The sequence below is a fragment of the Anaeromyxobacter oryzisoli genome (assembly GCF_022690765.1).
Taxonomy (GTDB): domain Bacteria; phylum Myxococcota; class Myxococcia; order Myxococcales; family Anaeromyxobacteraceae; genus Anaeromyxobacter; species Anaeromyxobacter oryzisoli.
Genome location: NZ_JALCZA010000024.1, coordinates 1 through 11,549 on the forward strand (window position 1 = coordinate 1; position 11,549 = coordinate 11,549).

At 71.2% G+C, this 11,549-nt stretch carries 13 protein-coding genes and 2 pseudogenes; 4 read left to right on the plus strand and 11 right to left on the minus strand.

The window, feature by feature from the left end:
• Positions 1 to 72 precede the first annotated feature (72 nt).
• Together pheA and MNZ27_RS09870 are read right to left on the minus strand one after the other, a co-directional pair.
• On the minus strand, positions 73 to 906 hold the full coding sequence (gene pheA, locus MNZ27_RS09865; protein ID WP_242393880.1) for a prephenate dehydratase: 834 nt from the start codon (positions 904 to 906) through the stop codon (positions 73 to 75).
• A gap of 40 nt (positions 907 to 946) precedes the next feature.
• On the minus strand, positions 947 to 1,600 hold the full coding sequence (locus MNZ27_RS09870) for an HAD family hydrolase (RefSeq protein ID WP_242393881.1): 654 nt from the start codon (positions 1,598 to 1,600) through the stop codon (positions 947 to 949).
• 188 nt (positions 1,601 to 1,788) lie between these two features.
• Between MNZ27_RS09870 and MNZ27_RS24000 the strand changes: the two genes are divergently transcribed.
• A complete protein-coding gene (locus MNZ27_RS24000; protein WP_242393882.1) occupies positions 1,789 to 2,739 on the plus strand; it encodes a DUF6328 family protein in 951 nt (316 codons plus the stop codon).
• A gap of 7 nt (positions 2,740 to 2,746) precedes the next feature.
• On the opposite strand, the gene MNZ27_RS09880 is transcribed toward MNZ27_RS24000, so the two are convergent.
• The 7 genes and pseudogenes from MNZ27_RS09880 to MNZ27_RS09905 all read right to left on the minus strand — a co-directional run.
• A complete protein-coding gene (locus MNZ27_RS09880; RefSeq protein WP_242393883.1) occupies positions 2,747 to 4,108 on the minus strand; it encodes a sigma-54-dependent transcriptional regulator in 1,362 nt (453 codons plus the stop codon).
• Positions 4,071 to 5,639, minus strand: coding sequence for an ATP-binding protein (locus MNZ27_RS09885; RefSeq protein WP_242393884.1), 1,569 nt, complete (start codon positions 5,637 to 5,639; stop codon positions 4,071 to 4,073). Before MNZ27_RS09885 ends, MNZ27_RS09880 begins: the two co-directional genes overlap by 38 nt.
• 76 nt (positions 5,640 to 5,715) lie before the next feature.
• Positions 5,716 to 5,961, minus strand: a complete 246-nt coding sequence (locus tag MNZ27_RS09890; RefSeq protein ID WP_242393885.1) for a hypothetical protein — start codon at positions 5,959 to 5,961, stop codon at positions 5,716 to 5,718.
• A gap of 231 nt (positions 5,962 to 6,192) precedes the next feature.
• Complete coding sequence (locus MNZ27_RS09895; RefSeq protein WP_242393886.1) at positions 6,193 to 7,362, minus strand: PQQ-dependent sugar dehydrogenase; 1,170 nt, start codon at positions 7,360 to 7,362, stop codon at positions 6,193 to 6,195.
• Between the two features lie 216 nt (positions 7,363 to 7,578).
• On the minus strand, positions 7,579 to 8,025 hold the full coding sequence (locus MNZ27_RS09900; RefSeq protein ID WP_242393887.1) for a hypothetical protein: 447 nt from the start codon (positions 8,023 to 8,025) through the stop codon (positions 7,579 to 7,581).
• A 251-nt stretch (positions 8,026 to 8,276) separates the two neighbouring features.
• Entirely contained in the window at positions 8,277 to 8,594 is a 318-nt protein-coding gene (locus MNZ27_RS24255; protein ID WP_408629687.1) for an Imm74 family immunity protein, read from the minus strand.
• Positions 8,595 to 8,715: 121 nt separating this feature from the next.
• Positions 8,716 to 8,868: pseudogene (locus MNZ27_RS09905) on the minus strand (IS256 family transposase); the annotation flags it as partial.
• Here MNZ27_RS09905 and MNZ27_RS23535 point away from each other — a divergent pair.
• Positions 8,828 to 8,962, plus strand: a complete 135-nt coding sequence (locus MNZ27_RS23535) for a hypothetical protein (protein ID WP_277957798.1) — start codon at positions 8,828 to 8,830, stop codon at positions 8,960 to 8,962. The pseudogene MNZ27_RS09905 and the gene MNZ27_RS23535 overlap by 41 nt on opposite strands.
• On the plus strand, positions 8,959 to 9,594 hold the full coding sequence (locus tag MNZ27_RS09910; protein ID WP_242393888.1) for a hypothetical protein: 636 nt from the start codon (positions 8,959 to 8,961) through the stop codon (positions 9,592 to 9,594). Before MNZ27_RS23535 ends, MNZ27_RS09910 begins: the two co-directional genes overlap by 4 nt.
• Before the next feature lie 228 nt (positions 9,595 to 9,822).
• On the opposite strand, the gene MNZ27_RS09915 is transcribed toward MNZ27_RS09910, so the two are convergent.
• Entirely contained in the window at positions 9,823 to 10,041 is a 219-nt protein-coding gene (locus MNZ27_RS09915) for a hypothetical protein (protein ID WP_242393889.1), read from the minus strand.
• A 902-nt stretch (positions 10,042 to 10,943) separates the two neighbouring features.
• On the opposite strand from MNZ27_RS09915, the pseudogene MNZ27_RS09920 reads away from it, so the two are divergent.
• Positions 10,944 to 11,054, plus strand: a pseudogene (locus MNZ27_RS09920) (integrase core domain-containing protein); the annotation flags it as partial.
• A gap of 131 nt (positions 11,055 to 11,185) precedes the next feature.
• Here the strand turns inward: MNZ27_RS09920 and MNZ27_RS09925 are convergent.
• Positions 11,186 to 11,371 carry a hypothetical protein gene (locus MNZ27_RS09925; protein ID WP_242393908.1) on the minus strand — a complete coding sequence of 62 codons (186 nt, stop codon included), beginning with the start codon at positions 11,369 to 11,371 and terminating at the stop codon, positions 11,186 to 11,188.
• Between the last annotated feature and the right edge of the window lie 178 nt (positions 11,372 to 11,549).

An 11,549-nucleotide genomic window follows, 5' to 3' on the forward strand; every position in this document is an offset into this window, starting at 1 on the left:
CTGCGGCGCCACCGCCGCGCACCTCCGGGCGCTCGGGCCGCTCCTCGCCGCGGCCGGCGGCGGGCGCCCGGCCTAGACCGGCGCGGCCGCGCGCGGGTAGGAGCCGAGCAGGTACAGCGTGTGGACGCGCCCGAGCACGCCGGCGAGGGCGTCGGCGCACGCGGGGTCGGCCCGGTGCCCCTCGAAGTCCACGTAGAACACGTAGTGCCCCATCGTCCGCTTGGTCGGACGGCTCTCGATCTTCGAGAGGTTGATCCCGCGCCGGGCGAGCTCGCCGAGGACCTCGTGGAGCCCGCCCGGCCGGTCGCGGTCGAGGGTGAACGCGATGCTGGTCCGATCCGCGCCGGTGGGGGCCTCGTCGGAGGGCGCGAGGAGGACGAAGCGGGTCACGTTCTCGTCCGAGTCCTGGATCGCCTCCGCGAGCATGGCGAGCCCGTACCGCTCGGCCGCGGCGCGCGAGCCGATCGCGGCCGCGCCCGGCTCGCCCGCGGCGACCTTGCGGGCGGCCTCGGCGGTGGAGGTCTGAGACTCGAGCGCGGCGTGCGGGAGCCGCTCGCGCAGGAAGCGCGTGCACTGGCCGAAGGGCTGCGGGTGCGAGAGCACGCGGCGGACGTCCTCGAGCCGGGTCCCGGGGCGCGCGAGGAGGTGCTGGCGCACCGGGAGGAGCACCTCGCGCCGGATCCGCGGCCCCGGCTTCTGGATGAGGAGGTCGAGCACGGTGCTCACCGCCCCCTCGATCGAGTTCTCGATGGGGAGCAGCGCCGCGTCCACCGCGCGCGAGAGCAGCGCGTCGTAGGCGTCCACGAAGGTGGGGTACGGGATGGCCTCGCCGTCCCGCGCGAGGTCGCAGCGGGAGACCGCCTCCTCGCTGAAGGTGCCGGGGGGGCCGAGATAGGCGACGCGCATGAGGGAGGACTCCTATCACGGCCCTCGGCCGGACGCCGCATCACGCGGCGTGGACGAGCGCGGCCAGCTCCCCGAGGGCGGCCGCCAGGTGGTCCGGCTCGGCCGCCGCGAGCGCCTCCGCGCTGCACGCCCCCCAGAGCGCCGCGACGGTGCGGACCCCCGCGCGCCGGCCGGCGACGAGATCGTGCGGCGAGTCGCCGATCATGAGCGCCTCCTCGGGCGCGCGCCCGAGACGCGCCAGCGCGAGGCGCACCGGCTCCGGATCGGGCTTGGCGCGCGGGCAGCTGTCCGCCCCGATGACGGCGCCCATGTACCGGTCGAGCCCGGTGTGGCGGAGCGTGCGCCAGGCGCCCTCCTCCACCTTGGCCGTCACGACGCCGAGCGGGTGCCCGCGCGCGGCGAGCCCGGCGACGAGCTCGAGCGCCCCCGGGAAGCAGCGCGTCATCCGGTCGTGCTCGGCGAGCCAGTAGGCCCGGTACCGCCGGAAGAGCACGTCCACGTCCTCCGCCCGCCGCGCGAACCCGGCGAGCTGGGTCCGGAGCGGCGTCCCGATGCCGGCGATCCACTGGGCGTCGCTCGGGCAGCTCCCGTAGCCGTCGAAGGCGTGCCGGACGGCGGCGAGGATGAACGGGACGGTGTCGACGAGGGTGCCGTCGAGATCGAAGAGGACGGCGATCGGGCGAGGAGCGGGCACGCCGGTGAGCATAATCGAGAAACGGCGATCCGCCCGCCCGCCCGGACGCGCGCGCGCCGGTGGGCGGCTCGCGCCGGGGGGCGCCGCCCGGGCAGGCCCGCGCGCGGCCGCCTCCCCATCGACCGCGCCGCGATGCGCCGGGCTTTCGCACGGACGGCCCGAAGCGCAACGTTCCGGCGGAGGGGGCGGTGGCGAGCCTTTCGCAGAAGGTGCAGCAGGCGCTCGACGAGGGGCGCATCCTGGTGCTCGGCACGCAGGTCCTGCTCGGGTTCGAGTACCGGGCGTTCGTCGAGCGCCGCTTCGACGACCTCCCGCGCTGGGCGCAGGCCCTCAAGCTCCTCGCGCTGTGCACGATGCTCTGCGCGTTCGCGCTGATCGTGCTCCCGGCGGCGTTCCACCGGCTCGTCGAGGGCGGCTCCGACTCGGCGCGGCTGCTCCGCCTCACCACCCGGGCCGTCGGCCTCGCCCTCCTGCCGCTCGGCGTCGGGCTCGGGCTCGACCTCGCCGTCGCGGCCCAGCCCGTGCTCGGCGCCGGAGGAGGCCTGGGGTTCGGCGCGGCGTCCGCCGCGCTCGCGCTCGGGTGCTGGTACGGCTGGACCGGGCTCGCCCGGCGGCAACGGGGCGGTCGCGCCGGGCGGGAGGAGGAGGACGAGGAGATGGCGCCGACGCCCTTGCAGACCCGGATCTCGCACACCCTCACCGAGGCCCGGATGCTGCTGCCGGGCGCCCAGGCGCTGCTCGGGTTCCAGCTCGCGGCGGTCCTGGCCGACGGCTTCGACCGGCTCCCACGGGCGGCGCAGCGCGTCCACCTCGGCGCCGTCGCCCTCACGGTCGTGACGATCGTCCTCCTCATCGCGCCCGCCGCCTACCACCGCATCGTGGAGCGCGGCGAGGAGACCGAGCGCGTCCACCGGGTGGCGAGCGGGCTCGTCGTCGCCGCGCTCGTGCCGCTCGCGCTCGCGCTGTCGGCGCAGCTCGGCGTCGTCGCGTACGCGTTCGGCCGCGACGCCAGGCTCGCGATCGCGCTCGGGGTGGGCGCCGCGGCGGTGCTGCAAGGGATCTGGTTCGGCGCGCCGCTCGCGCTCCGGGCCCGCCGGGCCCGTCGGGCCTCGCCCCGGCGCGCCGCGGCGCGCCCGTGAACGTGCCCTACGCCTTCGCCTCGTCCTTCTCCCCCTCTCCGAGGATCCGGTAGAGGGTCTTCCGGTCGATGCCGAGCACCTCGGCCGCCCGCGTCTTGTTCCCGCCGTGCTCGGCCAGCACCTGCGCCGCGTAGCGCCGCTCCAGCTCCGCCAGCGTCGGGCGCTCGGCGCTGCCCGGCGGCGGGACGGCCGGGACGGTCGTCCGGCGGATCGCGTCCGGGAGGTCCTCGGGGACGATCATCGCGCTCGGGTTCAGGGCCAGCGCACGGGCGATCACGTTCTCCAGCTCGCGGACGTTCCCGGGCCACGGGTAGGCGACGAGCAGGTCCCGCACCGCCGGGGTGATCGCCGCCTCGGGGTGGCCGAGCTTCGCGGCGAAGTGCTCGGCGAGGAGCGGGACGTCCTCCCGCCGATCGCGCAGCGGCGGGATGCGGATCGTGACGACGTTGAGCCGGTAGAAGAGGTCCTCCCGGAAGCGCCCGTCCTTCACCGCCTGAGGGAGGTCCTTGTTCGTCGCGGCGACCACCCGGACGTCCACCGGCACCGCCTCGTTCGTCCCGACCGGCCGGATCTCCCCCTCCTGGAGCGCGCGCAGCAGCCGGGCCTGCAGCCCCGGGCCGATGTCCCCGATCTCGTCGAGGAAGATCGTCCCGCCGTTCGCCTCCTCGAACAGGCCCCGCCGGGCCGACTGCGCGCCCGTGAACGCGCCGCGCGCGTGGCCGAACAGCTCGGACTCCAGCACCCCCTCCGCGATGGCCCCGCAGTCCACCGGCACGAAGGGGCCCCTCGCGCGGCCCGAGGCGGCGTGGATGGCCCGCGCCACCCGCTCCTTCCCGGTGCCGCTCTCGCCGAGGATGAGCACGGTCGCGTTCGACGCCGCCACGCGGGCCGCCGTCTTGTAGACCCCGAGCATCGCCTCGCTCCGGCCGACCACGTTCTCGAGCCGGTACTTGTCCCGCACCTGCCGCCGGAGGGCGCGGTTCTCGACGACCAGCGCCCGCTGGGCGAGGGCGCGATCGACCACGACCGCGATGGCGTCCACGTCGTACGGCTTCGAGATGTAGTCGAAGGCGCCCCGCCGGATCGCCTCGACCGCCCCCTCCACGTTGCCGAACGCGGTCACCAGGATGATGGGCGTCTCGGGGAACCGCTCGCGCATCGCGTCGGTGAGCTCGTAGCCGCCCACCTCGGCCATCCGGATGTCCGAGACGACCAGATCCGCGGGGGCGCGCTCGAGGGCGGCGAGGGCGTCCTTGCCGTCCGCGAGCGCCTCGACGGCGTGGCCGCGCGCCGAGAGGATCCGGGCGAGGAGCGCCCGGCTCGCGGGATCGTCATCGACGACCAGGACCCGGTACGGTGAGTGTGGCATCTCGGCCCTCCGCGGCGGGGCGCTCGGCGACCGCCGGAATCCATAGCGTGAACGTGGCCCCGGCGCCCGGCTCGCTCTCCACCTCGATCCGGCCCTTGAGCGCGTTCGCGATCTCGCGCGAGATGGCGAGGCCGAGCCCCGTCCCCTTCCCGCGCGGCTTCGTCGTGTAGAACGGCTCGAAGATCCGCTTGCGCTCCTCGGGCCCGAGCCCCGGTCCGGTGTCCTTCACCCACAGGCCGAGGTACCCGTTGCGCCGCACGGCCCCCACGGCGAGGCGCCCGGCGCCGGACATCGCGTCCACCGCGTTCGAGACCAGGTTCGAGAGGACGTGCCGGACGAGGCTCGGATCGAGCCGGACCTCGCCGAGATCCTCCGGGACGTCGCGCACCAGCTCGATCCGCGAGCGGACGCCGATGGGCACCGACAGGCCGAGCACGTCGTCGAGGAGGCCGGCGACGTCCACCGGCTCCGGCTCCGGCGTGAGCGCGCGCGCGGAGTCGAGGAAGCGGCGGATGATGCCGGTCATCCGCTTCACCTCGCCCTCAAGCGCCTGGAGCCCGGGGCGGAGCGCCTCCGGGCAGGCCGGGTCGCGGGCGAGGAGCTGGACGTGGCCGCTGATGGTGTTGAGCGGGTTCCCGAGCTCGTGCGCGATCGTGCCGGAGAGCTGGCCGAGCGTCGCGAGCCGCTCCTTCGAGGTGAGGTCGCGCCGCGCCTCGACGAGGAGCTCGTTCACCTCCGCGAGCTCGCGGTTCTTGTGGGCGAGGTCGGCGGTCGCGTCCTCGATCATCGACTTGAGGTTGGAGTTCACGCGGCGGACGCGCGCGAGCATCGCCGCGAGGCCGCGGGCGAGGACGCCGATCTCGTCGTGCCGCTCCACCCCGGGGACCGCGGCGAGGTCGAGCGAGCCGGACTCGACCCGCTCCACGGACGCGGCGAGCTGTGACAGCGGGCGGGCCAGCATCCGCCCGAGCATGAGGCTGAACAGGAGCGCGACGAGCGGCGCGCCGGCGCCCGCGACGACGAAGAAGATGTTCCGCTCGGTCGCGGCGATCTCCTCGACCTCGGAGAGGTTCGACTCGATGCGCAGGGACCCGAAGATGTGGCGGGGGTTGTCGTGCAGCGGGTGATCGACGCGCCAGCCGCGCCCCTGGGCGAACTCGACCCGCGTGACGGTGGTCTCCACCGCGAACGCGCGCGACGAGAGCGTCTCGAGCGACGTCTCCGGGCCGTCCTGGCCCATCGTGACGCGCGCGACCTTGACCTGGCTGCCCTTGCGGATCGCCAGCTCCGCGGAGCGGATGCCGCGCCGGCGGAGGAGCTGCGTCTCGAGCGACGACGCGGCGTCCTCGATGTCGGTGCGTGGCGAGAGGTCCAGCTCCTCGGCGATCGCCCTCGCGACGTCCGCGGTCCGGTCGCGCAGGCTGCGCTCGATCACGCGGCTCGCGACCTGCTCGCCGAGGTAGGCCGCGACGCCCAGCGTGCAGACGAGGGTCGCGGCGAACAGCAGGATGATCCGGGTACGGAGAGACATGGCTTCTCCCGCCTCCCCGGCTGGAAGACCCGGCGCCGGCGGACGAACCGCTGGCGCCGGGGTCCGTCATACGATGTTACTTCGCGGGGACGGCGGCCGGCTCCTCGGTCTTCGGCTCCTCGGCAGCCTTCTTCGCGGCGGCCTTCTTCGCGGCAGCCTTGTGCTTCTTGTGCTTGACCGTCTTCTTCGCCTCGGGCTTGGCCTCCGGCTTCGCGGTCTCACCGGCGGGCGCGGCGGCCGGCGCGGCCGGCTCCTCGGCGCGAACCGGCGAGGTGACGGCGAGGATCGCGAACGCGGCGAGCAGGGTGACGAGCTTGCGCATGATGGTGTCTCCTGTCGGCGCGAGTTGGGTTGGTGCGCCGGACGTGCGGGGAGAAAGCATCGCACGTGCCGAGCGGAGCCGCGCAAGGAACGCCCCTGTTTTCGAGAGATTGGCGTGGGCCGTCCCGTCCGGGGCCCCAACGGTTCGTGGCGTTCCGGGACGATCGTCCCGTATCCGTGGGGCGAATCGCAACGTGGAGACCTTCAACGCGCCAGGCGACGCGCCGCGCCCTCAATGCGCCCCGACGATCCGGAGCACCATGTCCTTCTCGGGCGGGCAGGTCCCCCGGCCGTCACAGTTGCTGGTCGTCACCCAGAGCGCGCCGTCCGGCCCCTGGACGACCTCCCGCACCCGCCCCAGCCCCTCCGGCGGATCGCCGGCCAGGTAGACCTCGTGGCTCCGGACCCGCCGATCCGCTCCGAGCACGACGCGGTGCAGGTGGCGCGACCCCAGCGTGCCGATCAGCACGCTCCCCTTCCACGCCGGCACGGCGTCGCCGCGGTACACGCTCGCGCCGCCCGGCGGCGCCGCCTCCACCCAGGACAGCGCGGGCGCGGGCATCCCGGGCCTCACCTGGCATCCGTACACGTCCGGCCAGCCGAAGTTCGCGCCGGCGGTGCCGACGAGCACGCGGTCGTGGCCGCTGCGCCCCAGCTCGCCGCTCGGCCCGTGCTCCGCGATGACGAGCGTCCGCGGGTCGAGCCAGTCGAACGCCTCGACGTTCCGCACGCCGCTCACGAAGACCTGGCTCCCCGGGGTCGGGTTGTCCGCCGGCGCGGCGCCGTCCGTCGTGAGCCGCAGGATCTTGCCGTTCGGGCTCCTCGGATCCTGCGCGCGCGGCGGCTCGCCCGCGTCGCCCGTCCCGACGTAGAGCATGCCGTCGGGGCCGAAGCGGATCCGGCCGCCGTCGTGGAAGCGGGCGGCGGAGACGTCGTCGAGCAGGATCCGGTCCTCGCGCGCGGAGCGGCCGTCCGGCGCGAGGACGTACCGCACCAGCCGGTTCACGTCGCGGCCGCCCTTGCTGGCGGTGTAATAGATGTAGAAGCGCCGGTTCTCCGCGAAGCGCGGGTCGGCGGCGATCCCGAGGAGCCCGCCCTCCCCCGCCTCCGCCACCTCGACGCGCGCGACCGGCTCCGGCTCGAGCTTGCCGCCGCGGAGCAGCCGCACCCGCCCCGGCCGCTCGGTCAGGAGCACGTCGCCGTCCGGCAGGAACGCGAGCCCCCAGGGCACCTCGAGCCCCGTCGCGACGCGCTCCACCCGGATCGGGACCTCGCCCGCCGGGCCGAAGCCCTCCTTCACCAGGACGCAGCTCGGGGCGTCGGCGCCCCCGGCCTCCTGCGGCCCTCCGCAGGCGAAGGTCACGGCGAGGGCGACGGCGGCGCGAAGCGCGGTCGGGATCATGCCGCCCTGATCTTCGCGCCGGCCGCCGCGCGCAACGCCCGCCCGCTGGCCCTCGATCGTGGGGATCGGCGAGCGGCGCCCGACCTCCTCGCGCGGCGCAGACGCAAGGTCGCCGCGCCGGCTCGACGGCCGAGCGACCCCGCGGGGTTACGGCGAGACGCGAAGGAGAAATGCTCGCCAGCGGGTCCCCCGCGCGCGCCGTGCGTGAAGGCGCGATCACTTCGTGATGATCTGGATCTTCGAGACGAAGTCCTTCTCGCTGCCGTAGCCGATGAACCGGACCTCGCCCGCGCCGATCGCCGCCCACATGGCGCCGGGTCCGTCCTGGGTCGGCGCGGCAGCCTCGAACCAGATCCTCGGGGCCTCGTCCACGCCGCGCTTCGGGAGCCACAGGCCGCCCTTTTGGCCGCCCTGGATCTCACCCGTCTTGACGTACCGATCGGCGGGCTCGTTGCTCATGTATACGACCGACTTCCCCTCCCCGAGGAAGTAGAGCCCGGAGTCGTCCTCGGCGGCGAGCGTGTAAATGCCGGCACGCAGCCCTTCCGCCCAGGTGTACCCGAGACCGCGCTTCTCGATCCGCACGTGGTCCTTCGCCAGCACGAAGTACTGGTTCTGGGTGGGCTTCGGGAGGCTCGCGAACTTGGGCGGGCATGCGGTCAAGGCGAGCAAGGCTACGAAAGCGAGTCGCTTCGTCATCGGGGTCGGCTCCGTTGTCGTCGGCCGGAACGCTCGGCCCTCTGCGGCGCGCGTCGTTCCACCATTAGAGAATGCAATCGTATCGAGTGGAGCCGACTTCGCATCGGCGATCCCCTTTCTGAGGGACTCAGCCAAGCGAAGTTCCAAAGTTCGTTTTCGTCCAGTTTTCGGGGGGCAGGTCAGTCGATGCCGTCGTTGCGAATCGCGGACGTCGTTTAGATGACCTGATGCGGCATTCCCAACAGTTCAAGGCTCCGACTGATCGACCTGATAATCTCTTCGCGTTTTGAAACCGACATCTCCAAATCCGCGTGTGGTGGATCCCAGCCCACGAGCGTCGTGGCATAGACGAGCCAGTTCACCTCGCCATTTGGACCTAGTCCACCCTCTATCTCAACCGATGCGGTCCTGCCTCCTTCTTCATACAGGACGCGGTGAACGTTAGGGACGCTGACAACGAACGCAGGGCCCCGCACGGTCTTGTTGTTGACCCGAACGAGCATATCAGTAGTGGTACCTATAACCATAGACATTCTCGTTCAGCCTGAGAATCGATTCCTCGATAGAACGGAACGTCCTATCGGGCCGTGCGCCACGAAGGTCAAGTCCCGAGTTGTGTGTAAATCGGACGCGCAGTGAAGCTCCTCGCGTACTTCACGCTGCGTCGGCGACAACGACCTCCTTCGAGTTCAGCAGGGTCATGTCCAGGTAGCGGCGGTCGGTCCAGATGGCGGTCACGTGGAGCGCGACGGCGGTGACGAGTCGCATGGCGCTGGCGCGGTACGGGAAGGCGTGCCCCGACCGAGAGAAGTCATCGTGGACCCACCTGGTCGTCACCGACCCGCACGCCAGGCTCCCGGACTTCCACCGCTACTTCGACGGCCTCACCGCACGGCGATGAACTGCTTCCTCGGCCGGCGGGACGGCTTCTGGGAATGCGACACCTGCAGCGCCGTTCGCCTCGAGAGCCCCGAGGCCGTCATCAAGAAGATGGTCTACGTCCTCGCCAACCCCGTCGCCGCTGGCCTCGTCCGCCGCGCCCAGCAGTGGCCGGGGCTCTGGTCCTCCCCGTCCCTCATCGACCCGCCCATCGTCGCCGAGCGGCCGGCGGGCTTCTTCCGCAAGCTCGGCCGGATGCCGGCCTCGGCGACGCTCCAGCTCGAGAGGCCTCCCGGTTTCGAGACCGACGCCGCCTTCGCCGAGCGCTTGAGCGAGAAGCTGCGCGAAGCCGAGGACCGCGCCGCGACAGAGCTCGAAGCCGACGCGCGATCCTTCCTCGGCGCACCCCGCGTCCTCGCCCAGAAGCCCTACGCGCGCCCCGCTCCCGGCGAGCCGCGGCGAGAGCTCAACCCACGGGTCGCGTGCAGAACAAGGTGGAAGCGGATCGAGACGCTCCAGCGGCTCGAGGAGTTCGGATGGGCTTACCAGGCCGCCCTCGAGTCCTGGAGAGCCGGCGTCCGCGACGTGATCTTCCCCCTCGGCACGTGGCTGATGCGCGTCCAGCACGCCGCGCGCTCTCAGGCGTACGGATAGCCCGACCGGTCCGCCCGACCAGGCAGCCCCCACCGGATCTCCAGGCGAGACGCCGGCGGATCGCGCACGCCACCGCACCGGCGCTCCTGGGTCGAGGTTGCCTGTCGCGATGACGTGTCTGTTCGCGGCGTTCATTGGGGGTCGCCTGGGGACTCCTGCCTCGCCACATTCGTTCCCGAATCCCGATCCTTCCACTTACGGTACAGCCACGTCATCCTCTTCCACGAACTACTCTCGGTCGGGGGGTCCCGAGCTGGGCCGGAGGAACTGGCTCGCTGCCCGCGCGGTGCCGCGGTACATCGACTCGAGCTCCGCCTGAAACTTGTCGTCGAAGATCTCGTGCCGATGAGTGCGCAGGAAGCCGAACAACTTCCGCTTCTTCTCGAGCCGCTTGAGGATGAACTGCTCCTGCCGCGTCGCCTCATGCTTCGGGTGCCATCGCTCCATGCCTGCCGTCTCCCTCGCGGGCACCGGCCCGCGCGGAGCGCAGAAGATCACGGCGCCGATGGGCCGTGTCGATCCGCTGCGCGTAAGGCATGGGATTCATGGGACTTCCAAGCCCATTGCTGCTCTAGGCAAGGCAATCACGAGGCCGCCCGGCGTCCCCCCTTCTCTCTCGGCGGTCCTCCTAGCGAACGTTTCGCCGTGCCATGGTTGACCGCCGTGAACAGTGACCGGCCCGACAACGGGTTCCATGGTCGCGGCCTTCTCCTCGGTCGTACCGTGAATCACATACTCGAATGGCTCAGGTCGCAAGCCTTCGCAGTTCACGTCAGTCCGGTGTTCGTTCATCGGCGGCAGCTAGGACGGTTCGCCTACGCGCCCTTCCCCTCTGCGCTCCCGAAGTAGCGCACATCCATGTCTCGGTCACATTCAGCCATCAAACGGGGAACTGACCGCAGAGTGCGATGTTCTGACATCTCCGACGGGGGAGCGGACTGAACGATCGCCAGGAAGCGCCTTCGTTCGTCACCAGCGAGACTAGATACCTCACTCGGGTGGCCATCCTAGTCCATTCCGGCTTGCTTCCGCTCTAAGGACAGGAGGAACCGGAAGAGCTCTCCCCACCAGGGATGCCACTTCACGTCATCGCCACGACGAATAAAGAAGTAACGAGCCCCCCCCGGTGGAATGAGGGACATCTACCCTGATTGTATCTATTTCGGAATCTGTCATGGCTTGAACGTTCCCGGCGGCAACGGCTCGATTATTCCTCTTCTTTCCACCACGTCCGCTGCCCCGGGCTCGAATATCGTCTCGAAACGTCCAGACATGTCGGGCACCTCCTGTGTTCGAACCAATCCTTGCCGCCTAAGGTTCTCCATGACTGGGCGCGGCAACGCAATAACCAGTGTTACCGCGTCGACTATAACGAGGTCAGGCCGCACAGTTCGCTCGACAACCAGACGCCGATGGCGTTTGCTCGCAGTTCAATCTGGCTCACACCGGTAGCCGTCTAGAGTCGGGGGGCAGGTCACACTGATCGTGCGGCTACTTCACGTTCTTCCCCGAACTTCTCTCGGTCGGGGCTAACTGTCCGTCTCCGTCATCAGGACTTTTGCGAAGAGAGCGCGGAGGATCACGCGCCCGATCACGGCCGCCAGACGGACTTCGCCGGGTGGTTTCCGTGGCTCGTGATCATGGAGAGGACGATCATGGAGTGGTCGTCGGCGTCGTAGTCCGTCCAGTCGAGGGCGACGATGATCTCCTGACGTTCACCGTCGCCTTCCCTGAAGACCGGACAGGTCCCGACCTCGCGCTGGACCTTCCCAAACATCAGGGAACTCTCAGTCCGGGCGTTGGGCGTTCGGTTTCCGTTCGCGTCGACCCGGCTCACCACCGGCGCGCTCGCGCGCACGTCGAAAGGAGGACTCGTGTTGCGCGATGCGGGCTCTGTCGAGGGGATAGTCTTTCACGACCTGAAGCCTGATCCTCCTGCACGGGTCGCACAAGAA